Origin of the sequence: Massilia sp. W12 (genome assembly GCF_037300705.1) — a bacterium.
Lineage (GTDB): Bacteria > Pseudomonadota > Gammaproteobacteria > Burkholderiales > Burkholderiaceae_D > JACPVY01.
The window spans coordinates 3364869-3390935 of the sequence record NZ_CP147776.1 but is presented as its reverse complement, the minus strand read 5'-3'; the positions used below and the strand labels follow the sequence as shown (position 1 = coordinate 3390935).

The window sequence follows — 26067 nt, the reverse complement described above, 5'->3', positions numbered from 1 at the left end:
CCATTTATTCTCGTTTCGATCCTGTCGCTTTACTCATAAACCGCACATTTACTTCCATACCGTCAATAAACTGACGCGCAGGGTCATTAAAATTGATGCCCACTTCGACAACACCCCGTTGCCGATTCGAGATCGGAGAAACCCAGGATACCTTCGACACAAACACACTGCTGCGAGCGGCCTTGCCGATAATTTCAACATCCTGTCCAACATGAATTGGCTGAAGTTGCCGTTCTGGGACTTCGGCGACGACATAAAGGCTGAAAGGATCAACCAACTGAACGATACCGCTGCGAATGAAACTGTTGCCTCCACCAGAGGTTGGTGAAACAGTCTCGCCTGCACCGGCTGAAACGGAGGCGACAATACCGGAGAACGGTGCTTGAATCACATGCCGTTCGGCAAATATGCGCGCCGCATTCAAGGAGTTCTCAGCATCGGCCTTGTTTGCCTCCTCAGCCTTAACCTTGATAGTTGCACTCTCATAAGCCGCAAGAGCTTGTTTATAAGTCGATTCCGAGACGAATTTTTGCTCAATCAGACCTTTTAATTGCGACAATTTGTCTTTCTCGTTCGCCATGAGTACTCGAGCGTTTTCAGCAGCTAACCGGGTCTGAGTAACTTTTATCTCTGCGGCAGCCAGTCTGAGCAGCGCCTCCCGATCATCAAGATGGGCAATTACATCGCCTTTCTTGACAGTCTGGCCCACAACCACATTGATTGATTTGATACGGCCTGTGATGTCTGATGAAACCGTTGACTTATTACGTGCGACGACATAACCGGATGCTTCCAATTCCGCGCCTTTGTCCATACTGACAACTTCAGGCTTGGGCGCCGCTGCCGCGCTTGGCGGTCGGCTTGAAACAGACTCATTGCCAATTGCTTTCGGACTGGTATTGCTTTTCCAATCAACCGCTACAAACAATATCAATGCCGCGCAAACTACAATCATTGTAATGAGCAATGCCAAGGACTTCAGCCTCGCAGGCGCTACCTGCTGACTCGTTTGCCCAGTTGCACGTTCGGTGTGTGCAAGCCGCGCAAGCAAATCAACCGGAGCGCCTGACTGGGGCTCGTTTTTATCTTCTAAATGTACGCTCACGTAGAAATCCCAAAATCTTTAAACGACAAGGCAACCATGCATATGCAAGAGACAAAAAAAATCACATGCCCCCCCCTCATTACCCTTGTGAGTCTTACATGGCCGCTCGGTGGCAGTAATTCTTTGGCAATGCGCAGCGCTTGGCTGGCATCAGATTTAAAGGCCCGGCCACCGTCAATGAGTACACGAATGTGCAGCAATAGCGTTAACATGCCGGCTACCCCGGCGCTGAGCGATCTTGGCTCCACCGATAACAACCACAGACCTGTCAGTAGTGCGAGAAATAAGTTGCACACCACTCCCGCCAAGGGAATCCAAATACGCACGTTCGGGTCTGAAGATAAAAGTGCGTGACGAACCTCGACGAAAGGGCTCCAACTGAACCCGCCGTGATGTTGCGCGCCAACTGTTGTTACCTTCAAACCGAACAGTCTTCCCACCAGAGCGTGACTGAACTCGTGAATGAACGGAAATAACAACAAAAAGCAAGCGATTCCAAGTAGCCAATACGGGGTGATCGCTGAAGCGAACATGCGACCTTGCACTGACCACCATACCGCAACTAGCCCGATCAACGTTGCTATCGTAAAACAAAGCAGAAACCAGCTACGTGTACGAACCGACAACAAACTGAGCATGGGCCGCACTAATGCAGCAGCCAGCGCATCATAGATTCTGGTTAAGTTTCGAAAGCGAATCGTGCGGAATCCAGGCGCAACCCTGCGGCCAGCTAAAAGACCAGCCCGATCCAGCGCAACAGCGATTTTATGAAATCTGCTGCGCTGATCCTCCGACAAAGATGCAATCTCACTATTCCCTTGCAAATCACATACACCGCTGCGCAGATGCGACACAAGTGCAGCATCGCTGGATGGTAAGCGGATAGGGCTCCTATGGTCAGGAGGGAGAAGGACGATGCGTCCTCGATCGTCGTTGAGAACCTCCACATTGGGATCCAGTTGTATAGTGAGGGCATTCATTTCCCTTACTCCTCCATCTGCGCGCTTTTGATTGGCCCCAGACAAAGCGACAGCGGTGCGAAGTTTTCCAGCCAATGATTCCCAGTGACAGATCGGATACGCCCCTCAAACGCTCCACCACAGGCAGTGCCAACCATTTCCATCAAAGCTGCGCTCAGCCACAGATCCCCAACAATCGTGCCAACTGCACGATAGGCTGTTTCTACACCGTCGTCGCCAATTACTTCAAGCACTGTGCGCAAGTTGACCTGAGGCAATACTATGATCGGTGCTTCAGTGAGCCGTCCCTGGGACAGGATGTCACCGTGATGTTGGCGCCCATGCGCTTTGATCAGACGAAGACCACCACCTAACCGATATTCGTAGAATCCGTCCTCTCCGTCTGACAGTTTAAGCAGCAATAGCAAAGAAATGTCCAGCTCCAATCCAGACACTATGCCATGACGGGTGAGCGTCTGATCTGCAAGGGAGCAGAAGCGTGCGACGTCCTTCTTAGTTACATCGGTAGCCCAGCTGCGCGTTGCTCGCCGCTTTGATATGCGGGCAAGAAGCTCTTCGAGATCATGTGAAGGTATGCTCACGGGAGCATTTTCATTGTTCCCAAGCTCGATCACGCCTGTAGGTATCAACGCAGAGGCTGGAAGTCCCAACTTTGTCATCAGCAATTCTGCGGGAGGGCGGGCGCGGTCAATCAGACGCAATCCCAAGGCGGCCCCGACATTACGTGCAAACGCCAGCAGTACGCCTGAGTCGTACCACGAGATATTAATGCTGAATGGGCCATACTTACGCGCAACTTTTCCGGCATTGGCAAAACTGAGCATCACCGCCGGCGCGGCAGGATTGACGTTCAGCCATTCATATACTGATGTCAGGTCGATGTCTTTCATTCGCTCAAAATCGCCCGAATAGGCATCAAGCCAGTAACAGCCAGGTTCCAGGCCGACAACATCGCGCACTAAAAACATAAGTAAAGTGGAGCCCAAGCCACCACCCGTTGGAACCAGTCGATGGGGAACGCCATCGCGCAACTGGAATCCGGCCGAATTGACGGCCAGCAGGGCAAGGGATGACAAAGATAGTGGCGCGGAGCTTGACAACTCACCGGGGCGATGTTTAGGCAAAGCAACCTTGATGCCGCTGAATATTGCCGGAACCCGCTCGAATATAGACTGTATGTTTTCAGGTTTGAAATGGATCAGATAGGAATTTGCCGGATTCCAATCCTGCGTTTGTAATGCAATACTGCAATACTGTTTCCAGCCTTCATAACCAGCCTGACCATTTGCCAGGGGCAAGCGAACCGGTTCGCCATTCGGCATCCATCCATACAAACGAGCGATCGAAGTGCGCCGCTCAATTTGCCGACCTGATCGCCATTGATTGTCCACAAATGCATTTACCGGTGGCCGTCTGAGGGTTCGCGTCAGGATCGACATGGCCATGTGCAACGCAGCTGCAGACCAGAACATTGCCGTATGCGGATCGTATGGACGTGGCGTATCAATCAGTCGCGCATGGGCCGCCATATAACAGGCATAGCTTGCGCTCACTTGCGCCACGACTAACGGCCCAAGACGAGCGTCCTTTCCACCAAGCTCAAGGTTCAAGGATGGAATACCAAGACGGTTCGCGCGCTCAAACACTGCAGCTGGATCCACATCCCCGGAAATCGCCACCACCAGAAGCAGATCCAACTCCGGAGTCAGATCGTCCGCATGCCCAATTTTAATTGCAGCGCCACCTTCCATTTCAGCATACTGCGCGCACAAGCAATCCTGAATCTGTTGCGGCGCAAATATACCCAGCCGCGCATTACGCAAAGCCACGGCAGCATCCTTGCCGGAGCGAAACACCCCGGTAACGCCGACCATACGATCAAGGTATTTTTCAATGTCGGATTCTAGGCTTGAAGCTGTGCCAGTGCGCAACAAACCATTCATAAACAGATTGCCGACAATGTTCCTGATTTGGCGAGGCTCAATCTCAAGGCAACATTGATCGATTTCCTGCATCGTATGTTCACCGTCCAACAGCGGCAGCACTTGAGAAAGAACCTTGCGCAAGCCATAGCCACTGTACATATCGGGCACCGGGCCGCCGAGCAGAACCACCCCATCCCTGTGGGAAATTGCCTGTACGCCGTGCGCAAGGCGATGCTTCTCTCGTAACATATGGCCGACTTCTTCGTCAGCTTCCAACATCATCCAAACGGATGGAGATTCGGTGATTTCGCTCATCAGGCAATGCCTCCGGTCAATTCCAGCATGTCACTCTCCAGATCGGCATAGAAGCGTTCTCCTGGTGTTCGGTTTCTATTTGTTAAGTTGCAGCAAGTGCAGCCATGCAGCGGTCGCGCCACTGCTGATGTCATGGAGATATCAACAAAATCCACTTTAAGTATAAAACCAGCAGGAAGCTCCACATCATTAATCTGGCGCATTGCTTCAGAAACGGCCATCTCTACGACCGTGGCAGGCACCACAGGGAATGTGATGGCTTGTTTGGCGGCGGCTCCACGCAGCAGTTCTTCCAACCGCATAAGACCGTCCGAACCAGGCGCAGACAAATAACGGCGGGTGGCACACTCAAAACATACTCCATCCGCTTTAATCAACGGGCCAATGCGCAACATGGCTGGGTACAAGTTTACGGCGGTCCAGACCACACCGGCCTCCCGAAATCCGGTGGCCAAAGCATCCAATCCCGCACCGGAGGCATCGGAAAGGAGAACCAATGCCTTTCCGCCCTTACACTGCTTGGCAATTATTGCGGCGTCGGTTTGGTTCATGTCTATCAGACAAGCATCATTACAGCGTAGCGCGGCAATATCTGCGGCACGCCGTCCAAAAATTCCACTATAAAAAATATTCATCCAAGTCACGCGAAAGGTTGGGGTAATGGGTTGACCATGTCAGCCGTAAAGGGGGCGCCAGTGACCAGTTCACCGTACTGTGATAAGCGTGGATGTGCAAGAAAACGGGCCATCGTGACGTAGGACATAGGCATCAACTGTGGAATTACGACACGCACAGCACGCAAACCACTCTCACGAAGGTCCTCTGTCGTTAATTCCACCGCCACGGCTTCAATATTTTTTTCCTTTAACCGATTAATAAGCCAGAGCAGGTTACGACGACTGTCGCCAACGTCACGATTTGCGATATTTTCAATATCCATACTTTGCTTGGACTTGAGAAGGAAGTCAAATTCCTTCATCCTTGATTGCGCCCCCATATAGACTGCTCCATGTTCGAGTTTGATGCAGGCTTCTGGACTTGCAGGCACTTCAGACGATGCAATGACCGCCAATCTCGTGGAAACCGCCTCACGCATCGCCTTAGCACAGGCTGAAACCGGGTTAAGGTCACTTGCAGCGGTGACCACAATGGCTGCTGATGGATGCCCAGGCGCAACCATCAGGCCGTACACAACCGGAATACCCAGGTCGGTCGTTGCATCAAACAAGTATTGCGTAATCTGGCTGCTTTCAAAGGCTTTGAAGCGCTCGCGATAAAGTTCAACGCGCTCTGAGCTGATTTGAATTCTTGGCAGCGGTTGGCGCAAATACCAGGTCAATGCAATTGAATCGCGCTCGACTACTTCCATGATCGCCCTGGCTGTGGCTTCGTAAATGCAGGTGTGCACAGCAACACCAGTCGAGATAGGCAGGGAAAATGATTCAGCGCGACGGCTAACCGCCGAAATGTGCGTCATCGCGACCGGAACATGCAAACGGCGGCCACTCACCAAAGAAATTCCCTTCACCCATCGCATCCTTTTATCTGGATCGAAGGGAACTATGGCGGGAAAATTCGCGTACTCATGATCAAGGCAGCGCGGAAACAAACGCCAATCCAGCGCTTCAGCTCCAAGTTCATTTGCTGTAGCGACCACAACCTCATCGTTGCCTATCACAGTCATAGCGTAGCGCTCAGCAGCCTCGGCAATGGATTTAACTATAGCCAGTTCTGGATTTTCGTCTGCGCATGCGCCGTTCATACCGCCACTGTTAGCATAGGTACGCCCATCGCCTGAGCGTAAGCCAGGAAACAAAGCGGACACATCTCCCACTCGCGATATCGCAACTTCAAGCTCGGGTTGGCCCAATTCCACAGTACGGGTAAGCTCAGGAATTCCGGTCACACCAGCAAAAGGCTGGGCGAGTCGAATAAAGGGATATGCAGCTTCCTGCTCCAATAACATGGATGTGATGCTAGGTCTAATTTTCACTGTTCGGCCCGTCCATTGCTTGCAACGAGGCAGGCGAGATAAGCAGCCTCAACTGCTGTAAAACCAATGCTGCCCGCCAAGCGCTTCCAGAACGCAGAAACAAAAGCATTATTGCCAGCCACATCCTGCGCAACCATAATACTTTTCAATTTGTCAAGCTGCGTGCTCAGTGCTGACTGAAACTCGTCATGCGTGGCGCCTTGAAGCAATATTTGCACATCCGCCTTGACCAGTTTGTGCGCATTCATTCTGAATTGCCGGATTAATGTTTCCTTGGCTGGATGCTCGGAAAGGAGATGTTGCATCATTTGATATGCAACAGTCGCGACCTGAGCTTCTCCAGCTACATGCTGGAGTATGGTATATAGCAGTGTGGGAGCAATTGTTTTTCTGTCCCAAGCATTGTCCCGTACATTACTCAGTACGGCCAATGCAAGCTCACAGATTGCCTGTTCCTGTGCGATGTGTTGTCTGAGTTTGCCGGCGCCTGCTGCTGCATTGATCTTTGACTGACGCACGCCCCAAGGCAAATTTTCTCTCGAACCACTGCTTGGCATATCAACCAAGGGCGGCATTACCAACACGGGATCATCAACCAACCGCGACGATAGCCAATCCTCGCAGAGATCGACGACATCGGCCAACGCATCCGCTTCAACATCGAGCAAAAGCGCGACCACCGGGACAGGCTCTAAAGTGCGTTCAAATGCCCAAGCTGTGACTTCCGGACGCTGCACCACTTCAGGTATCAATCCAATGATGACTTGCTCAGCGCCTCCATCGATAGCCCCTGGGTAGAGCAACACCATGTCAAGATCGCGGATAGCCGGTTGATTTTCTGACGCTTCAACTAATGAGTTATTTGCTTGCATATTTGGATCCTACTTATAAACGGTCGTCATTCGTTTCAAAACGGAAATAGCGGATACTGATCACAGTTGATACCACCAGCACGAACACCATGGCGCCGATATCAACATAAAGAGGAAATGTACCTGGCTTGCCTGTTGCAATTTGTCGCAGTGCATCAGTTAAATACGTTGGCGGCAACACCAATGCCAGCGGACGCGCAAGCGCATGCTGACTAGCGGGAAACAGGATGTCAGAAAAGAACCAAAATGCCAATCCCATTAAAGTGATGACCGCAGTCCAATTTCTTCTGCCTGGCAGCAGCCCGCCTAATGTGTAGCCAAATACCACCATCATTACCGCACCCAGCATAAATACGGCAGTGAACGGAAAGATTGTCGAATTGATCCACCCTGTGGTTGACTGGGAAATCGCCAGCAACATGAGGCAATAGCAGACACAAGCGAAAATTAACCTAAACAAAATCTCAGCCGCCACCAGCGGTAAGATTGCGCCCTTGACCGAAGAGACAAGCCGAAACGTACCGTCCGCACGATCATTGAGTACGACATTTGCTGTTGATGTCATCGCCAACTGAATTAACACCATCACGAACAATCCTGGCAGAATGAACGAAAGGTAATCATTATTGCTCACCTTGATCTCGCGAATATCAATCCGAGGTCTCGCGGTAGCGCCGCCCTCAGCGCTGTTGACGAGCTTATCTGCTGTAAGCACGCGTGCCCAAGGCATCAAGCCTTCACGAACCATTAAAACAGGAACCCCAGTCTTGTCTGGAGCCAGCAAAATCGCATCGTGTTTACGACTGTCGATCGTGTCTGCCTTTGCCTCTGACGTGAGCGTGTCGATACGAACCACTCCTTTTGCCATCAACTCATCAACCCAAGGACTTGACGCTGCTTCCTGAGCGACACCAATCCTGAAAGACGGAGGCGCACCAGCACCTTTGGTCGCATCAAGAAACAAGAGCAAAAAAATCATTGGCATCGCTAATGGCAGGATGCTAACCACAATGTTTCTGGAGAAAGAGCGATAGCAACGTAATAAAAACTGACGAAACAAGATACCCCCTAAATAATATTAGTCACGGAGATGCGCGCCAGTTAGCTTAATAAAGACATCTTCCAGATTTGAACGTTGCAGTCCAACATCTACAACCGCAGAACCAAACCGTTCAAGTAATTCTCGCATCAGCTTCTGGCCCTCCTCAACTGCCGCTACCTTTATATGACATTTAATGAACTGACCGTGTCTGGTACTGGCGATATTGGGGTAAGCAGCTCCTACTGCTTCCATCGCATCAGCCTGAATTGTTACCAATACAGACATTTCCTCGCAGTTGTCGAAGATTACTTGCGCCGGATTACCGCTGGCAATAATTTTGCCATGATCGATAATGTAGACGCGATCGCACAGAACCTCGGCCTCTTCCATCTGATGGGTAGTCATCAGAATCGCACTATTATGCTGACGTGCGACTTGAGAAATCAGTTGCCAGACAACCCTGCGCGCCTGGGGGTCCAGTTCCGATGTCGGCTCATCCAAGAGAATTAGCTCGTGTCTTCCCATCAATCCAATGAGCACAGCTAGACGTTGGCGTTCCCCTCCGGATAGTTTTGATATTTTGACGTCAAGCTTTGAATTCAGCCCCAACGCCTCTGTCAGGCGTTCTGGCTCACTGCCACAGGCACGGAACGAGCGAAACAAATCAATGGTTTCACGAACCGTCGCATAGCTGGAAAATTTTGGCCGTTGCAACACTACGCCAATTCGTCCTTCCAGCGCTTTTCGCTCTACGGAAATATCTTTACCCAGGAGCAAGATGCGTCCTTGGTCTATCTTTTCCAATCCCTCACATGCGCGGATCAGTGTGGACTTCCCGGCGCCGTTTGGGCCAAGTATTCCGACGATCTCACCGGATTGAATTTTTAGATCAACCCCGTCGAGAGCAATGAAATCCCCATAACTTATGGAAGTGTTGACAACCTCCAGACATGGGACGCTGGGATCGGAAGAATCCATAACTGCACCGGCTCGATTCCCACTGCTCGCTATTTTCTCGACATTGGGTGTTTCATTTATTTCATCGGCTTGAATCATGCCATCAACCTCGTACCCTACATATATTCATTGCAATCCCCACCATTCTCGCCACATGCGTAAAGAGTGGCACATGCATGCTCAAGTTAGTGCATGCATGTGCACTTACATGCTAACTCAGCAACAGCAGCCGAATGTACCGAAGGTGCCAGCACAACCACCAGCGGAGCCAAAAGTGCCGACCGTGCCAGCGCAATCGAAACCGCTATCCTTCACTTCTGGTTCAAGAAGGAAATAGTGTGCGCCATTCAGGACTTCAACTTCCGCACCGATTTCTGGGGAAACGTCAAATGAGTGATTGATTTGCATTTTATGCTCTCAAAATTTTCACTGTTAAAGAATGGTGATTAGCAGCAGCAACCTGCAGTGCCCAAACAACCAAAACAGCCACCGAAAGTGCCAGCGCTACCAAGGCAACCAAAGGTGTCAATCGCCTTATCTTCTGGTTCAAGAACGAAGAACTGAGATTGAGCCATTACTTCGATGTCGCTGGAAGCAGTTGCCAGATCGAAAGCGTGGGAGATGCTATTGGAACGAAACATGGGAATTTCCTTTTCTGAAATTTGCAGCGAAGCGCAGTTCTGCAAAAAACGCTGCAAGAACAAATTAGCAGCAGCAGCCAAAACAGCCGACAGTACCCAGAGTCCCGCCAAAGGAGCCAGCCGAGCCAAAAGTACCCGCGCAGTCGAAACCACCATCCTTCAATTCTGGCTCAAGGGCGAAATAGCTTGCGCTATGCAGAACTTCAACTTCTGCGCCGATTTCTGGTGATACGTCAAAAGAGTGATTGATTTGCATTTTTTTTCGCAAAAAGTTGTGTTGATTGAAGATTGCAGATTAGCAGCAGCAGCCAAAAGTGCCGAAAGTACCCAAACAACCGCCAACCGAGCCAGCCGAACCAACCGTGCCAGCGCAGTCGAAACCGCCATCCTTCAATTCTGGTTCAAGGACGAAATAGCTTGCGTTGCTCAGAACTTCAACTTCTGCACCGATTTCTGGGGACACGTCAAAAGAGTGATTGATTTGCATTTTATTTCCTAAAAAATAGAACAAGGTAGGGCCATCCACAAATAAGGTATGGCCAACAAAGATGAATAAAACGATTACTTCCCGTTTTATGTCGGAGAGATGCTTCAGTAGCAGAATGCACTGAAGCAATCAGAAGCCCTTACTCACATATGCCTACATATGAGTGAAGGTGTTTCATAATAACACATTTCTCCAATATGTAAAGCATTGTTTTTAAAAATGTCAAAATGCAACATGTAAGTTTTTTTATTATTTTTAGGTACTGAATCATATTGAGAGTTGTGGCAGCACTATGATCAATCACAGCCAAAGCCAGTTCCTGACTGGATCTCAGAGTTCACGCCCAGATTTGGCATCAAGAGCATCGCATACATGGAAGCCTTTCGTAAAGTACACAAAAAAATTACAACGGAAGTCGGATGACGCTAAGCGCTGCAGCTTTGCTTCAATTCTCAGCCCCGCGTGTCCGTAAATTGAGGCTGGAGCATGTGAGATCCGTAACATGACAGAGTAAGAAATGACGTTATTCCGACAATTGCAAGCGGAAGGTTACCAGGGAGGTTATGCCGGCTGACCAATTTCATCCGGGCGTGGCGCCAAAGCGATGGGCGCGCTGGCGTCAATGCGTTTGTACCGCTAAAGTTCGCGCCAGGCGAAGCCTTCCAGTTTGACTGGAGTGAGGAAGGCGTGGTGGTGGTCGGCTTGTGCCCAAAGCTGCAGGTGGCGCATCTGAAAATGGTTTGCCGGAATGTGCGGCATGATGTCCGGCCAATGCCTTGCTCGCATGCAGCCTGTACGGCGCCAATGATGTGTTGCGCGAATATGCTTATGCCTGCATGCAAACGCACTCAGGCTGCAGCATGGCCGGCGCAATTGCCTGGCTGCGCATGGAAAAATATTGATATCTGGATGGCCCCGGATTGATCAGCGCGCAAGCCAATCAATCCGGTGTTTCCCCACCCTTTTGCTTTAAGCCCGGCGCAATTCAGCTTGAATCACTCAGCTCGGAGGTCTGCGATTTTGCCGCCCGCAGCATCTGCGCTTGCGCTTTGGCCCCGCTATGCGCCAAGGCGAAAGTTGTGATCAGATCCACTTGGTGCGCCCCGCTTTGACAGCTTCCCGTGGGGCTTTGCTTGCCGGTATTCATCCCGGCTTGTACAATCAATTCATCAATTTCACGGTCTTGAAAGGTAAGCCAGCGACTTTGCTTTCACTCCACCCATCATCTGACCATGACCACTTCACTGCCACCGGCAATTCACAGCGCGCTGCCAGCACAAACAGCAAGCCTGACTGTCCCATTTTGGCCCGCACCGCTTGATCCGGCGCACAGCTACCCCACCTTGCACTACGCCGCTGGCGACGGGCCATGGTTTGAGCGCCTGTGTTATCGCCTGATCTTACATGAAGGCCATATAGCGCAATATTTTGGCCGTAATGGCCAAGCGCAATTTGGCATCGACTTTGTGAGCACCAAGGGGGAGCAGTATTGGTGCTGGCAAAGTAAAAATACCGCTATCACCCCAGCCCTGCTGGAGACGTGGGTGCAAAAATTCACCGATGAAGCCTTGGATCGGGAAAAGCTGCCGGCGCCGCATTGCTTTGTGATCCTTTGCACCGGCACAATTAAAGATGTGCAAGACAGCAAGCAGTATCTCCCCCTGCGCGCGAGCTTAAAGCAGCGCGGAATTGAATTTGAATTGCGTGGACGCGAATGGTTTGATGCTCAGCTTAAAGGCATGCCGGATATTGTGGCGGAAATGTTTGGTGAGCCGGCGGTGCAAGTTCATTGCGCCAATCTTGGATGGCGCGGCGATGTCTTCTGGCCGATAGGCGAGGGCAGAATGCCGCTGCGTCTGAGGAGTTACGAGATCGCCCGTAAAAATGGAAGTATATGGCGTGATGAGGGGGACTCCCTGGCGCGCTTGTCTGCGCAGATCGAAGCACAAGAGTTGAGCGTGGTGTGCGGCATGAGCGGCGCCGGTAAAACTTTTTTGGCGCTGAATGCTTGCGTGCGGCCGGGTTGGCGTTGTTATTACCTGCATTTGCCAAGCGAAAGCGCGAGCGCACATGAAATTGCGCACGCAATGCAGTTGCGCTTATCCTCCCCGGTGTTTTTTGTGCTGGACGATGTGCATCAGGATTGGGATAAAACGGCAAACCTGATCGATAAATTCCGGCTGCTTGGCGCAGGGCGGCAGTGGCGCATCATCTGTACTGCGCGCCGTGTCGGGGCGGGTGAGGAAGATGTTGAGCGCAGTGATGGACATGCTTTTTTGGAGCAGCTTGAAGCCGATGGCGGCTTGTATTCGCTGGCCTTGGATGATAAAGCGCTGTGTCGCTATATCAAAAGTCAGCGCCCGGATTGGCTTGCGGTGCGGCAAGACGATTTATTGCGGCTGGCGAATGCATGCGGGCGCAATCTGTTCTTGATCGGCAAAGCCTGCGCGGCATTGCATACCCCGGCAAAGCTCACTGCCCAGGCAATTAAGCGGGAAATTTTACGCCATGCCCGTCAGGCGTATTTTAAAAATGCGGCTGACAACCATGAAGCCTGGTTTCGATTTGCGGCCTTGGCGGCATCTGACATTGATCCGCGCTGTGATTTTTTTTCATTGCAGGAGCAGCGAGCGATTGCGCAATTGGGGCAAGGTGAGCCGGTTTGGCTGGCCAGTCAAGGTCATCCGCCATGCTTTTGCGCGGAACATCCTGCTGCAGCAGAAGTGTTGCTGCATGCGCTTGTGCGGGAAGACCGGGTGGCCGGTTCATTACTTGAGCAATCTGGCGCCGTGTTGGCGGAGTATTGCGCCTGGCTGCTGGCGCACGAGGGGGAATCAGCGTTGGCGCAGGCATTATTACTGGTATTGCGCACCCGGCCAGCCTTGCTTGAGCCGGCTGATGATTACCAACTCAAGGCGGCAATATTAGCGGATGAGAGGGTGCTTGAGGTTTGGTTGCGCTTCGCAATGCAGCATGATGTGCGCTTGATTTCATGGAGCTGCATGATTTGCACCCGCGCCGGGCACGCACTGGCGCCTGTTTTGGCGCAGCGTTATATCGCGGCACTTCAAGACAAGATCGCGGCCTTAATACATGGCGGTGGCGATGTGCGCTGGCTGCATGGCATTGGGTATGGCCTAAGGACGTTGAATCAACTCTCAAGGGACTATGTGGCAAGTTTATTAAGCGCCTTCCCGATTTCAGCGTGGTATGGCGTCATAAAGCGCGGCGCGTTGCAGGATTGTATGCAATTGCTGGAAAACACCCCGCCTGGTTTTTCAGCGCAAGTAATTGCTTTGCTGGATGATGATTTGCTGGAAACCATTTTCCGCACCACCGTGCAATCCGGCCGCTCGCTTGGCGCGCTGCATCTTGCCCTGCGTGATCTTGGCTTGCATGACGCTCGTGATAACAGCGCTTTACTCTCAATCCTGGAGAAAAAAATAGGCGTGCAACGCTGGCTGAGTCTTTTGCAAGGCGCGACCTTGCCGGATTTGTTTCATTTGCTTGAAAATTCAACCCCAGACTTCGCTGCGCAATTAATCAGCGGCTTGGATGATGCCTTGCTGGAAGCCATTTTCCGCACCACCGTGCAATCCGGCCGCTCGCTTGGCGCGCTGAACTTTGCCCTGCGTGAGCTTGGCTTGCATGACGCCAGGAATCAGAGCGCTTTACTCTCAAACCTGGAGAAAAAAATAGGCGCGCAACGCTGGCTGAGTCTTTTGCAAGGCGCGACCTTGCCGGATTTGTTCCCGTTGTTTCAGCGCTCAACACCTGACTTTGCCAGGAAATTAATCCAGGGCTTGGATGATGCCTTGCTGGATGCAGTTTTGGCTAATACTGTGCAATCGGAACGGTCGCTGCTTAGTGTCGCTCAAGCGATGGCCTTGTTGGCACGCCGGGGCGCTATGCGCAGCCAGTTTGAACAAGCTTTCAATGCGTCGCGCATGGACAATCTCTTGCAGCAATGCGGGTCTTTGGCGGAAGTCAACGATCTCTTGGCCAGTTTCTCAAACGATTTTCGCCAGGCCTGTGTTGAACTATTGTGGCAATGGCCGGCATCTGCCTGGCGCGCCTGCGCATTGCGTGATGGTGCTGAAAAACAGTTTTACCAACTTTGCCGGTTCATAGGCGCTTACGGCTTCACAATGCAAACTTGTGCTCCTGCGGCTTTGGATGCTTTAGTGCAAATTGCAGTTGAGCTTGTCCCCGCGCAAGCCTGGTATCCTGTGCGCACCGGCCTGGACTGCCTGCCGTCGCCAGCAGATTTTGCGCCAGCAGCACACATCCAAGAAGCGTTGGCGCATCGCCTCAGCCTGATATCATGCAGCGCTTTTGACGCCGCAGATTGGAATGATTTGGCGCACGCCCCGCAGCTTTTTTGGCAAAGCCGCCCGGATTTACGGCAACCATGGGCCAATGGCGTATTGGCGCGATTTGCAACACAGCCGGATGATGCAGATTTGTTCGCCATGACCGCGCACAGGCTATTGGGAGGAATGCATCTTGTTGAATTTTCAGACGCAGATGCTGGGGCTGTGCTGCAAAACGCACTGCAAGCTGAGCGTATCGAAATCCTGTTGCAAGCGAAGAATATCGCCGCGCCATTTCATTATCTGTGGTCTTGCGCTGCGGCTTCCTATGAGCGCCGCGCTGATCTCAAATCCGGCACGGCCAGGCATTGGGAAAATTTTATGCACGCATTTGGCAAGAGCATTCCGGCAGAAAGTGACAAATTGCTGCATGACTGGTTGCAGGCGCAGACGGCAGAGCCAACACATTTCCAAAGTTATGCCTCGCTGCTGGCTTTGGCCGGGCTTTTACAATTGCTTGGCCGCAAGCTGCCGCCCACCCCTTGCCTGAAATGGGAAAACAATGGGAAAAAATATTCCATATACATGAGGCTGAAAAATCCAGATTGCGGCTTTATTTTGTCATGCTTTCTCCAACTCGGCGCCCGCGCCACGCTGAACGATTTCGCCGCTTTCCGCCCGGATCGTTGCGAATTATTGGCCGGAAAATACGCCACATTTTGCCAGACGCCGCATGTGTTCCCGCGCCATCGGGCGCTGGATGCTGTGGCGCAATGGGTGGAATATGAAGGCGGGCGGATCAAAAAATTGGCGGCAATACGCCGGCATTAAAATGTGGCAAAGCTGGCTCTCATGCATTGGAATAAACGGAGATCTATTTGACCCTATGGACAGCGCACATCATCATTGCTGAACTGTGGGCGGCTGACTGGTATTGGCGCATCTTGTTTGCCGGGCGCTATGATGAAGAAAAGGCCGCTGCTTTGCTCGCATGCAGCCTGTACGGCGCCAATGATGTGTTGCGCGAATATGCTTATGCCTGCATGCAAACGCACGCAAACTGCAGCATGGCCGGCGCAATTGCCTGGCTGCGCATGGAAAAATATTGATGCCTGCGCAGCCCCGGATTGATCAGCGCGTAAGCCAATCAATCCGGTGTTTCGCCAGCCTTTCGCTTTAAGCCCGGCGCAATTCAGCTTGAATCAACTTCAGCTTGGAGGTCTGCGATTTTGCCGCCCGTGGCATTTGCGCTTGCGCCTTGGCGCCGCTATGCGCCAAGGTGAAAGTCGCCACCAGGTCCACCAGCTGGCGGGTTTCTTCTTGCATGCTGTGGGTGGCGGCGGCGGCTTCTTCCACCAGCGCGGAATTTTGCTGCGTGTTGTGGTCCATCTGCACAATCGCTTGATTGATCTGCTCAATCCCGGTGCTTTGCTCCTGACTGGCGGCGCTGATTTCGCTGATGATGTCTGTCACGCGCTGAATGCTTTGCACGATTTCCGACATGGTGGCGCCGGCTTGATCCACCAGGCGTGCGCCGGCCCCGACTTTTTCCACCGAGTCGTTGATCAGCTGCTTGATTTCTTTTGCCGCACCCGCGCTGCGCTGGGCCAGGCTGCGCACTTCCGCCGCCACTACGGCAAAGCCACGTCCCTGTTCGCCGGCGCGCGCTGCTTCCACGGCTGCATTCAAAGCCAGGATATTGGTTTGAAAGGCAATTCCGTCAATCACGCTGATGATATCGACGATTTTTTTGGAGGAGGCGTTAATTGAATCCATGGTGTTGACCACTTCGCCCACCACTTTGCCGCCGCGTTGCGCCACATCAGAGGCGCTGCCAGCCAGGTCGCGCGCCTGACGTGCGCTGTCAGCGTTTTGCCGCACGGTGGCGGTCAATTCCTCCATTGAGCTTGCGGTTTCCTCCAGTGAACCGGCCTGGCTTTCGGTGCGGCTGGATAAATCCATATTGCCGCGTGCGACATCGTTGGCGGCATTGGCGATATTGTCCGCGCCGCGCCTGACCTCGGACACAATATTGGCCAGATTGTCGCGCATTCCCTGCATTTCAAACAAAAGACTCTTGTTGTCATGGGCCGCCGTGCTGATCTCACAGGCCAAATCGCCGCTGGCGATACGCTTGACGATGCTGACTGCATACGCCGGGTCGCCGCCCAATTGCGTTTGCAAGCGGCGCAGCATAAACCAGAAGGCGCCACCGACCAAAGCCAGGACTGCGACGACCAGGGATGACATGAACATGAATGTGCTTTGTGCGCTTTGCGCAGATTCTTCGGCCAGCTGTTTGCCCTTATTCACGGCAAAGTTGCGGATTTTCTTTTCATTCGCATTCATTTCATTGCGCTTGGCGATGGCCTGCTGCGCGGCAAACTGTATCGCTTCATCGTGTTTGCCCTCGCGCTTGAGGTCGATGATTTGTTTGCGGATAGGTCGCCAATCACGGAAGGAGCGCAACATATCTTCGGTGTATTGCTTATTCCCCAAAAAACGCTCTTGCACCAGCAAGAGTTCCTGCTCTGTCACCTGATCCAGCTGGTTGATTTCATTGAGCAGGGGATCAAGCGCTGCCGCCTCCGTGGTTTGCAAGATATTGTCCATGGTCCGATACATGCGCAGCAAGTTCGCTTCAGCTGACACAATGTTGACGCTGACAGTAAAAGGATGGCGGTACATCTTTTCAGTTTTTTCTGAAATCGTGTTGATTTGATACAGAGACAGGCTGCCAAGCAGAGCGATACCGAAGAAAATGAAGACAAAAACACTGACCAACTGAGCCCGTAAGCTCCAATGAGAGAAAAACATAGCACTTCCTTTGCACAGAAAAGCCGCATGCGGCGCAGATCCAAACGTTTTTCCGTCATTCCCTGTGTGACGTATTCTGCGGTTTGCGGCTGTCTGTGCAGCTTCGCTTACCAACAGACTTGTTTTCAATATAAAGCATGGGGCCGGTTTCGCATAGGGAATGCTGCAAGTAAAACGCAGATATTTTGGGGCTGGTAAGTTTTTATAAAAATAGTTCTTTCAGGAAATTTTTTTCTTTTGGGGATTTGCAAAATCTATGCCGGGGCGCTCATGTTGCAGCGCGACGAAAAGCGCGCATGCCCATATAATAGAATTTTGTCCAATTCGCAATCCGCCATGCTCTATCACTCGACCCGCAGCGCTGACGGCGCGCAAACCCGCAGTTTTTCCGACATTCTGCTCGAAGGCTTGGCCCCGGATGGCGGCCTGTATCTGCCCGCCAGCTATCCGCAAGTCAGTCCCGCTGAATTGGATGCTTGGCGTAAGCTCTCGTATGCCGCCTTGGCGGCGGAGATTTTGAAGAAGTTCGCCACCGATATTGCGCCGGCGGAAATTGAAGCGTTGTGCGCCAAAACTTATACCGCGCAAGTGTATTGCAATGGCCGCGCCGGCGACGACTGCAGCCGCATCACGCCCTTGCGTCCCTTGCTGCAGGCCGGCAATAAAAAACTGGTTTTGCAAAGCCTCTCCAATGGTCCGACGCTGGCGTTTAAAGATATGGCCATGCAATTGCTGGGCAATCTGTTTGAATACACGCTGGCTAAGCAGGGCAGCGAACTCAACATCATCGGCGCCACCTCCGGCGACACCGGCAGCGCAGCGGAATATGCGATGCGCGGCAAGCAGGGGATCCGGGTTTTCATGCTGTCCCCGCATCAAAAAATGAGCGCATTCCAGAGCGCGCAAATGTTCAGCTTGCAAGATCCGAATATTTTCAATCTGGCGGTGCAGGGCGTGTTTGATGATTGTCAGGATATGGTGAAAGCAATTTCCAATGATCTGGCGTTCAAGCAGCGTCACCGCATCGGCACCGTGAATTCGATCAACTGGGCGCGCGTGGTGGCGCAGGTGGTGTATTACTTCCGTGCTTATCTGGAGGCCACCACAGATAACAGTCAGCGCGTGTCGTTTACCGTGCCGTCCGGCAATTTCGGCAATATCTGCGCCGGCCACATCGCGCGCATGATGGGCTTGCCGATTGCGCAATTGGTGGTGGCGACGAATGAAAATGATGTGCTGGATGAATTTTTCCGCACAGGTCATTACCGCGTGCGCGGCAGCGCCAATACCTTCCATACCTCCAGCCCTTCGATGGATATTTCCAAAGCCTCGAACTTCGAGCGCTTTGTGTTTGATTTGTGCGGCGGCGATGGCGCGCGGGTTAAGCATTTATTTACTAAAGTGGAACAAAGCGGCGGCTTTGATCTGGCCGGCGGCGATGGCGATGAATTCGCCAAGGTGGCGCAATATGGCTTTGTCTCGGGCAAATCGGTGCATGCTGATCGGCTGCGCACCATCGCTGCTGTGTGGCGCGATTGCGGTGTGATGATCGACACCCATACCGCCGACGGCGTCAAAGTGGCGCAGGAATATTGGCAGGATGATGTGCCCATGATTGTGCTGGAAACCGCATTGCCGGCCAAGTTTAATGAAACCATACGCGAAGCGCTGGGGCGCGATGCGGAACGTCCTGCCGGCTTTGATGGCCTGGAACATCTGCCGCAGCGCTTTGAGGTGATTCCGGCTGACGCGGCCCGGCTCAAAGCCTGGGTCGCGGCGCGTTTGCCGGCTTGAGACGCGCCACACAAGGAGAGCAAGATGCTGAGTACGGCGCAAGCCCTGGAACAATTATTACGCGACGCGCATCCGCTTGCGGGACAGGAAGTCTGTGACTTGCAAGATTGTCTGGGACGGGTCTTGGCGGCGGATGTGGCGGCCCTGGCGAATGTGCCGCCGATGGATGTGGCGCAGATGGATGGCTACGCTTTCGCGCTGGCAGATCTGGCGGCGGCGCAAGGCGCGGGTTTGCCGGTGGCGCAAAGAATCGCCGCCGGTCATCCCGGCAGCGCTTTGCAGGCCGGCACGGCGGCGCGCATTTTCACCGGCGCAGCCCTGCCGGCGGGGGCCGATGTGGTGGTGATGCAGGAAGAATGTCAGGAAGAGGCGGGCCGGGTGCGCGTGCTGGCGCAGATTCAGTCCGGGCAATGGATTCGCCGCTGCGGCGAGGACTTGGGTCTGGGCCGCACTGTGTTGCAAGCCGGCATGCGCTTAGCGCCGCAACACCTGGGTTTAGCCGCCTCCGCCGGTTTGGCGCGCCTGCCGTTGCAAGCGCAAGTGCGGGTCGCCTTGCTGCTGACCGGCGATGAATTGATTTTGCCGGGCCAACCCTTGCCGCCCGGCGCGATTTATAACGCCAACCGTTTTTCCTTGCTTGCCTTGTTGCAGCGCGCCGGCTGCGCTGTGAGCTTGCTGCCGCCGGTGGCCGATACGCTGGAGGCCACCCGCGCCGCGCTGCGTGAAGCGGCGCAACAACATGATCTGGTCTTGTCTTCCGGCGGGGTGTCGGTGGGGGGCGAAGACCATGTGCGGGCGGCGGTGCAAGCCGAGGGGGAGCTGGATTTATGGCAAATCGCCATCAAACCCGGCAAACCGCTCGCCTTTGGCCGCCTGCGCCGTGCGCCGGGGGCGGGCGGCTGTGCGCATAGCTGGTTCATCGGTTTGCCCGGCAATCCGGTTTCGGCCTGTGTCACATTTATGCTGTTTGTGCGTCCCTTTTTGCGGCGCTTGTCCGGTTTGCCGGATGCGCCGCCGCAAGCTTTTCAATTGCCGGCGCATTTCAGCTGGCCCAAGGCGGATAAGCGCAATGAATTTTTGCGCGCCAGAATCAATGCTGAAGGTGGTTTGGAGTTGCATCCGCAGCAAGGATCGGCGGTGTTGGCCAGCCTGGTATGGGGCGATGGCTTGATTGATAATCCGCCGGGACAGACAATCGCCCATGGACAGATGGTGCGCTTTTTGCCATTTTCCAGTTTGTATGAATGAGGTGTGAGATGCATATCACAATCAAATACTTCGCCAGCTTGCGCGAAGCTTTAGGCGTGGAGCAGGAATTGGCGGTGGCCCCGCCGGAGGTTTTGGATATCGCCGATTTGCGGCGCTGGCTGGCGCTGCGCGGCGGCGTGTGGGAAGAACGGTTTGGCCCGGAGAGTGCGCAGGCGGCGCATTTGCGTCAGGCCTTCGGACAGCAAATGTGTGATCAGCAACAGGCTTTGGAAGAGGGCTGCGAGGTGGCGTTTTTTCCGCCGGTGACAGGAGGCTGAACCTGGTAAAACTGGACTGGCTGGCGTCGGCTTCACAATGAAGAGTTTTACATCCGCATGTTAAAGCTTTTTATCGTGGCGCCGGAGCGCCAGCCGTACAGCACTGCTTAAATTGCCCGGCGCCCGGTTGTGACAGGCGCCAGGTATTACGAAACAAGCCGGGCGTTCTCAATCAAAATGCACATCGCCCAGGCCGCGCACGGTGACATGGCGCACAGCGGGTTTGCCCGCCACCATCACATCGCCATTGCCATGCAAATTCAGCTGCAGACTTTGGCGCGCATTCACATGCATATCGCCATTGCCATTGAGTTCAGCTTGGACTTCATGTGCGCTCAAATGTTCTGCATTCAAGTCTCCATGGCCGGACAATTTTGTATGCAATTGTTGCGCGCTGCCTTTGGCGTCAATCCCGCCGGAACCGGTTAAGCTCAAACTGACTTTTTCCGCTGAGCCGATGTCTAAGCGCATGTCGCCGCTGCCGCGCAAAGCCCCTGTCAGATTCTTGTATTGGCCCTTGAAATCAATTTCTCCACTGCCGCGCATCTGCATTTCCAGGCTGTCGCCATGAAAGCCCCGGATCTCAAGCGTGCCCGAGCCTTGATGTTCCACATGGCTCAGCTGCGGCATTTTGAGGCGGATTTTGCGGATTTCTCCACGCACTTTTTTGTCTTGCAGCAGTTCGATTTTCAGCAAATCGCCTTCCACCGTGGCGCTGATCTGGGCCAGTACGCTGGCTTCGCCTTCCAGATCCATGCCGGCGGTTTCACTTTGCTCAATCTCAATATCGTAAGGAAGATTGATTTCGACCCGGCTGATATTCGCCGTCAGGCTGCGGTGGTTTTGCGTCAGCGGGGCAAGACTTTTGGCCTGGATTTTGACGCCGCCATGCGCTTGCATCAAGCCGGCCATGCTGGCGGTCAAAACCATGGAGCTTAAGACCAGGCCCAGACCGATTTTCAAATACAGCGGCAAGCGTTTGAGTTTGCCCATCGCGTTCTGTTTCGGCGGCTGTTGCGGCTGTGCCGCGCTGTGGTCTGCAGCGGCAGGCTCTTTGAATTCTGCGCTTTGTTTGTCATGCGCGCCATCTTGCGGTGCGGGCAGGCGATCTTGTTCCATCTTGTGTTCCTCTGTTGTTTTGTTTGGCGCGGCGGCGCATTGGCCGCCGCAGAATTGTGTTGGCCGGCGCCTCAGGTTTATGCGGCTTGCGGCTGGCCGCGCAAAATTTCCCAATTAATGATCAGGTAACGGCGCAGGCCCAGCAGCGAATATTTGGTGACAAACAACATCAACAGCGTCATCAAAATGCTGCCGAGGCTCACCAGCAAACCGACTGCGATGCGCACCGGGCGCGAGGAGAATTCGCCGGCGGCAATCGAGATGAATTTGCGCTCATCGGCTGATGCATGCTTCATTTCACGCTGAATTTCCACTTGCAGTTCTTTGCTGGTTTTGGCGTCCAGGCCGATTTTTTCCAGATCAGTGATGCCGCTGGCGGTCAGCGCGCTGCCGCCGACGAATAAGGCAAACGCCACCGCGTAACCGGCAAACAGAATGGCGAAATAAGCGATGATGGGGCCGATCAGCATCATGTTCAAAAAGCCCAGGCCGACCAGGGAAGCGCAGACGCGGGCAAAGTTGTACATATTCGCGTTTTGCTTGAAATCTTTCAGATTGCGCTGGGCGCGCAGGCGGGCGGCGACTTGCCGCACATCGTCTTGCGCCGCCACGGCTTCTTCTTCGCTTTTGCCTTGGGCTTTGGCGTCAACAATGTTTTGCTCGGCTTGCGCCAGCGCATCGGCGATGACCTGCGCCGGCAGACCTTCCAATGCGGCTTTGAGTTTGGACAGATAAGCTTGCTGATTCATGATTTCCCCCTTTTTTGATTTGTTCATTAGCACATCGGCGCCAGGCACAACACACGGCTGTGTTGTTGCAATCCGGCTTCATTGACGATCAGCGCCAGGCTGGCGCCGGTCACGGCCAGCACCAGCAGTGCTTGCAACAGAACGGGGCTGAGAAGGCGTTTCATCATGGTCTCCAATGTGTGTTGGCATGGTGAAACTGTACAAAAAGCAGGCAGGGCGGGCTTGTTGAATGCGACAAAACGCCGTAAATGCGGGGTGAATTGCAAAAAAACGGGAAAACCCGGCGCTTTTGCCGGGTTGCCGGCGGGGGCTTATTGATTGCGCAGGAATTGTTCGCGCCAGGCCCCGGGGTTCATGCCCTGCCATTCTTTAAAGGCGTGATTGAATGAGCTTTGTTCTTGAAACCCGAGCATGAAGGCGATGTCCGCCAGATTGAGTTCCGCCTGGCGCAGATATTGGCAGGCCAATTGATGCCGGGTTTCGTCCAGCACTTGTTGAAAACTGGCGTGCGCTTCGCTCAATTTGCGCTGCAGGGTGCGCGGACTGAGTTGCAATTCGGCGGCGATGCCGGCTAAGCGCACCTGATCTTGCGCCAGATTTTGCATGATGGCGTTGCGCACCAAGGCGATAATCCCGCCATCCTGCTGCGAACGCAGTTTTTCCTGCAGCAATTGTTCAGCATGTTGTTGCAACACCGGATACATGCTGACATCGGCGTTGGGCACCGGCATCGCCAACAGGCGCGCATCAAAGCGGCCATAGTTAACCGGGGCGGAAAACTGCGGCCGCGCGCCCAGAATTTTTTCATATTCCGAGACATCCGCCGGCGCGTCGTGCTGCAAGCCGACCGCAGCGATAGGCAGCGCGCCGCCCGCCATCCAGGAACCGAACACTGCGATGCCGGCAAACACCGATTCCACCAGATGGCGCGAAGCATGCGGGAAGTGGCTGTGCCAGCGGTATTCGGCCAGCGCTTCGCCGGCTTGCAGCGGCATTAATTCGGATTTGCCCAGATCATGCGCCAAGCCCTCATAGCGCAAGGTTTGTTGCAGCACCTGGCCAAAGTTTTGACAGGACAGCAAAATCAAGCCATACACATTGTAGGCCCCGAGTTTGACCTGCTGGCCGACATGCAGGCCGAAAAACGGATCCTGACTCAGTTGCGCGCCGGCGTCGAGCAAGCGCAGATAATCAGTGGCCGGCAACCATTGCGGAACCGGGTCCAGCACACAGCCCAATTGCGCTGCCTGCGCCAACTGGCTGGCGCTGATGCCGCATTGCGCCGCATATTGCAGCAGCGGTTGCAAATAAGCGCCAACCACGCCATGGCGCGCCTGGCTGGCGCGGCGCGGCGCCGGATTAGAGGCAGTGTTCAGGGGGGGATTCAAGTCAGATGGCATGTTTGCACAAATCGGGTGGCATGAAAGCGCAATACGGCGCATGAGCAGGTCTGTAAGATTTCTGTTTAAGCACTGCCAAACTTACCCCACTGGCGGTGGCTGTGGAAATGGGCCTGGCAAGGCAATCCGATGCGGCGCAAATCCCAAGCCTTGCGCATTCCGGATATATCATCCTTGTCATGCCGCTTGTCATTTTCACTGGCATGCGCCTCCCTCCCGCAGCGGGGGGAGGCAGCATCCGCCAAACCTCAAATGTCCTTCCAGGCTGGTTGCGCCCATCGCGCGCCAGTATAGCATGCGCTGGTGAAGCCCCGTTGCCACGCCTTGCAAAGATCGTGCGAAGAGCTTGCATAATAAGCAAGAAAGACGCACATTGATGCCTGTGCCTGCAGGCCCACCCCCTTGAATACGACTGATAAAGGATCACAGATGGCGCAAAAATGGAATGGTTGGGGAGAAGAGGAAGTCACTTTCGCCTTATCGCCGGACGCCCTTGACTGGTTGGGCGAACGTATCGGCAAAGGCATCAGCCCCAAAGACGCCAGCCTGGAGCAGGCCCTGGCCGCCATTCCCGCTTCGCGTCTGGCGCCGCATCCCCTGATTGATCTCTCGCCGGTGGTGCGCTTGCAACATGCGCACGGACAGAGTCTGCCGGATTGGCTCAAATTGCGCCATGGCCGCCTGCAGCATGCGCCGGATGGCGTGGCCTTCCCGGAAAGCAGCGAAGATGTGCGTACTTTGCTCGATTACGCCAGCGCTCATCAAGTGCGCCTGATTCCCTATGGCGGCGGGACTTCGGTGGTCGGCCATTTGGACGTGCCGGAGCAGGGCGGGCCGGTGCTCACCGTTTCCATGGCGCGTTGCTCGCGGCTGTTGAATCTGGATCGTGAAGCGCAATTGGCCACCTTCGGCGCCGGCGTGCGCGGGCCGGATCTGGAAGCGCAATTGCGCGCCCACGGCTACACCCTGGGCCATTTCCCGCAATCGTTTGAATACGCCACCCTGGGCGGCTGGATTGTGACGCGCTCCTCGGGCCAGCAATCCCTGCGTTACGGCAGAATCGAAAATATGTTCGCCGGCGGCCGCATCGAAACCCCGCGCGGCACGCTCGATATCCCGACCTTCCCGGCGTCCTCCGCCGGCACCGATTTGCGCGAAATGGTGTTGGGCAGCGAAGGCCGGCTCGGCTTTTTGACCGAAGCCACAGTGCGCGTCATGCGCAGCCCCGAATTTGAAGCCTTCCACGCGATTTTCTTCCCCTCCTGGGACGATGCGACGCATGCCGCGCAAGACATGCTGCGCCATAAATTGCCGCTCTCCATGATGCGCATTTCAAATGCCCTGGAAACTGAAACCATGCTGACCCTGGCCGGCCACAGCCGCCTGCTTGGCCTGCTCAAGGGCTGGCTGGACTTGCGCGGCTGCCGCCAGGGCCGCTGCATGATGTTGATCGGGGCCACCGGCCACGCCAAAACCGCGCGCACCGCCATCGCCAGCGCGCTCAGCGCCGCACGCGCCTGGCGCGGCGTGCATGTCGGCACAACCATGGGTGAGAAATGGAAGCAAAACCGCTTCCGCAATGTATATCTGCGCAACGCCGCCTGGGAACACGGCTACGCCATCGACACCTGTGAAACCGCGTGCGACTGGGCGCGCGTGACGCCGATGATGCATGCGGTTGAGCAAGCCGCGCGCGATGCATTCGGGGCTTTCGGTGAAAAAGTCCACACCTACACCCATTTATCGCATTTGTATCAACAAGGCGCCAGCGTGTACACCACCTTTGTGTACCGCCAGAGCGGCAGTTTTGAGCACGATATGGAGCGTTGGCGCAAACTCAAAGGCGCGATCAGCCAGGCGATTGTCAGCCACGGCGGCACGATCAGCCATCAGCACGGCGTCGGGCGCGACCATGCGCCATATTTGCGCGCTGAAAAAGGCGAACTCGGCTTATCCGCGATGCAACAATTATTCGCCCATTTTGATCCCGAAGGCTTGATGAATCCGGGCAAACTTTTGCCGGAGCAATAAG

Annotated in this window: 23 protein-coding genes and 1 pseudogene; 8 read left to right on the top strand and 16 right to left on the bottom strand. The window is 54.2% G+C overall.

Annotated elements, in window-relative coordinates; genetic code table 11:
- Nucleotides 1–4 precede the first annotated feature (4 nt).
- From V8J88_RS13540 to V8J88_RS13495, 10 genes are all read right to left on the bottom strand, one after another.
- Complete coding sequence (locus tag V8J88_RS13540; RefSeq protein WP_338844662.1) at nt 5–1105, bottom strand: efflux RND transporter periplasmic adaptor subunit; 1101 nt, start codon at nt 1103–1105, stop codon at nt 5–7.
- On the bottom strand, nt 1102–2085 hold the full coding sequence (locus V8J88_RS13535; protein WP_338844661.1) for a hypothetical protein: 984 nt from the start codon (nt 2083–2085) through the stop codon (nt 1102–1104). Before V8J88_RS13535 ends, V8J88_RS13540 begins: the two co-directional genes overlap by 4 nt.
- Before the next feature lie 5 nt (nt 2086–2090).
- Nucleotides 2091–4325, bottom strand: a complete 2235-nt coding sequence (locus tag V8J88_RS13530) for a hypothetical protein (protein ID WP_338844660.1) — start codon at nt 4323–4325, stop codon at nt 2091–2093.
- Nucleotides 4325–4960, bottom strand: coding sequence for a TOMM precursor leader peptide-binding protein (locus V8J88_RS13525; protein ID WP_338844659.1), 636 nt, complete (start codon nt 4958–4960; stop codon nt 4325–4327). The genes V8J88_RS13530 and V8J88_RS13525 overlap by 1 nt, the downstream gene beginning before the upstream one ends.
- Nucleotides 4961–4965: 5 nt before the next feature.
- The gene (locus V8J88_RS13520; protein WP_338844658.1) at nt 4966–6291 is read right to left on the bottom strand and encodes a YcaO-like family protein; all 1326 of its coding nucleotides are present in this window, start codon (nt 6289–6291) and stop codon (nt 4966–4968) included.
- Nucleotides 6292–6314: 23 nt separating this feature from the next.
- Nucleotides 6315–7190, bottom strand: coding sequence for a hypothetical protein (locus tag V8J88_RS13515; protein ID WP_338844657.1), 876 nt, complete (start codon nt 7188–7190; stop codon nt 6315–6317).
- A gap of 13 nt (nt 7191–7203) precedes the next feature.
- Complete coding sequence (locus tag V8J88_RS13510; protein ID WP_338844656.1) at nt 7204–8250, bottom strand: ABC transporter permease; 1047 nt, start codon at nt 8248–8250, stop codon at nt 7204–7206.
- Between the two features lie 18 nt (nt 8251–8268).
- Entirely contained in the window at nt 8269–9288 is a 1020-nt protein-coding gene (locus V8J88_RS13505) for an ABC transporter ATP-binding protein (protein ID WP_338844655.1), read from the bottom strand.
- A gap of 117 nt (nt 9289–9405) precedes the next feature.
- Nucleotides 9406–9597, bottom strand: a complete 192-nt coding sequence (locus V8J88_RS13500) for a thiocillin family RiPP (protein ID WP_338844654.1) — start codon at nt 9595–9597, stop codon at nt 9406–9408.
- Between the two features lie 38 nt (nt 9598–9635).
- Nucleotides 9636–9830, bottom strand: coding sequence for a thiocillin family RiPP (locus V8J88_RS13495; protein WP_338844652.1), 195 nt, complete (start codon nt 9828–9830; stop codon nt 9636–9638).
- On the opposite strand from V8J88_RS13495, the gene V8J88_RS13490 reads away from it, so the two are divergent.
- Nucleotides 9829–10059 carry a hypothetical protein gene (locus tag V8J88_RS13490; RefSeq protein ID WP_338844651.1) on the top strand — a complete coding sequence of 77 codons (231 nt, stop codon included), beginning with the start codon at nt 9829–9831 and terminating at the stop codon, nt 10057–10059. The genes V8J88_RS13495 and V8J88_RS13490 overlap by 2 nt on opposite strands.
- Nucleotides 10060–10125: 66 nt before the next feature.
- Here V8J88_RS13490 and V8J88_RS13485 read toward each other — a convergent pair whose 3' ends face one another.
- Entirely contained in the window at nt 10126–10317 is a 192-nt protein-coding gene (locus V8J88_RS13485) for a thiocillin family RiPP (protein WP_338844650.1), read from the bottom strand.
- Between the two features lie 532 nt (nt 10318–10849).
- Here V8J88_RS13485 and V8J88_RS13480 point away from each other — a divergent pair.
- From V8J88_RS13480 to V8J88_RS13470, 3 genes and pseudogenes are all read left to right on the top strand, one after another.
- A pseudogene (locus tag V8J88_RS13480) lies at nt 10850–11055 on the top strand (IS21 family transposase); the annotation flags it as partial.
- A 494-nt stretch (nt 11056–11549) separates the two neighbouring features.
- Nucleotides 11550–15461: a hypothetical protein gene (locus V8J88_RS13475; RefSeq protein ID WP_338844649.1), complete on the top strand. Its 3912-nt coding sequence runs from the start codon at nt 11550–11552 to the stop codon at nt 15459–15461.
- A gap of 47 nt (nt 15462–15508) precedes the next feature.
- A complete protein-coding gene (locus tag V8J88_RS13470) occupies nt 15509–15739 on the top strand; it encodes a hypothetical protein (RefSeq protein WP_338844648.1) in 231 nt (76 codons plus the stop codon).
- A 67-nt stretch (nt 15740–15806) separates the two neighbouring features.
- Here V8J88_RS13470 and V8J88_RS13465 read toward each other — a convergent pair whose 3' ends face one another.
- The gene (locus V8J88_RS13465) at nt 15807–17447 is read right to left on the bottom strand and encodes a methyl-accepting chemotaxis protein (protein ID WP_338844647.1); all 1641 of its coding nucleotides are present in this window, start codon (nt 17445–17447) and stop codon (nt 15807–15809) included.
- A 336-nt stretch (nt 17448–17783) separates the two neighbouring features.
- On the opposite strand from V8J88_RS13465, the gene thrC reads away from it, so the two are divergent.
- From thrC to V8J88_RS13450, 3 genes are read left to right on the top strand one after another with little or no spacing between them, the layout of a single operon-like run.
- Nucleotides 17784–19241, top strand: a complete 1458-nt coding sequence (gene thrC / locus V8J88_RS13460; RefSeq protein WP_338844646.1) for a threonine synthase — start codon at nt 17784–17786, stop codon at nt 19239–19241.
- A 24-nt stretch (nt 19242–19265) separates the two neighbouring features.
- Nucleotides 19266–20489, top strand: a complete 1224-nt coding sequence (gene glp, locus V8J88_RS13455; RefSeq protein WP_338844645.1) for a gephyrin-like molybdotransferase Glp — start codon at nt 19266–19268, stop codon at nt 20487–20489.
- 8 nt (nt 20490–20497) lie between these two features.
- Nucleotides 20498–20767, top strand: a complete 270-nt coding sequence (locus V8J88_RS13450) for a MoaD/ThiS family protein (RefSeq protein WP_338844644.1) — start codon at nt 20498–20500, stop codon at nt 20765–20767.
- A 168-nt stretch (nt 20768–20935) separates the two neighbouring features.
- On the opposite strand, the gene V8J88_RS13445 is transcribed toward V8J88_RS13450, so the two are convergent.
- The 4 genes from V8J88_RS13445 to V8J88_RS13430 all read right to left on the bottom strand — a co-directional run bounded on the left by V8J88_RS13445 (nt 20936) and on the right by V8J88_RS13430 (nt 24023).
- Nucleotides 20936–21886: a head GIN domain-containing protein gene (locus V8J88_RS13445; RefSeq protein WP_338844643.1), complete on the bottom strand. Its 951-nt coding sequence runs from the start codon at nt 21884–21886 to the stop codon at nt 20936–20938.
- 77 nt (nt 21887–21963) lie between these two features.
- Nucleotides 21964–22635 carry a DUF1700 domain-containing protein gene (locus V8J88_RS13440; protein ID WP_338844642.1) on the bottom strand — a complete coding sequence of 224 codons (672 nt, stop codon included), beginning with the start codon at nt 22633–22635 and terminating at the stop codon, nt 21964–21966.
- A 26-nt stretch (nt 22636–22661) separates the two neighbouring features.
- A complete protein-coding gene (locus V8J88_RS13435) occupies nt 22662–22802 on the bottom strand; it encodes a hypothetical protein (RefSeq protein ID WP_338844641.1) in 141 nt (46 codons plus the stop codon).
- 144 nt (nt 22803–22946) lie between these two features.
- Nucleotides 22947–24023, bottom strand: coding sequence for an AraC family transcriptional regulator (locus V8J88_RS13430; protein WP_338844640.1), 1077 nt, complete (start codon nt 24021–24023; stop codon nt 22947–22949).
- 441 nt (nt 24024–24464) lie between these two features.
- Between V8J88_RS13430 and V8J88_RS13425 the strand changes: the two genes are divergently transcribed.
- A complete protein-coding gene (locus V8J88_RS13425; RefSeq protein ID WP_338844639.1) occupies nt 24465–26066 on the top strand; it encodes an FAD-binding oxidoreductase in 1602 nt (533 codons plus the stop codon).
- Nucleotide 26067: the final 1 nt, after the last annotated feature.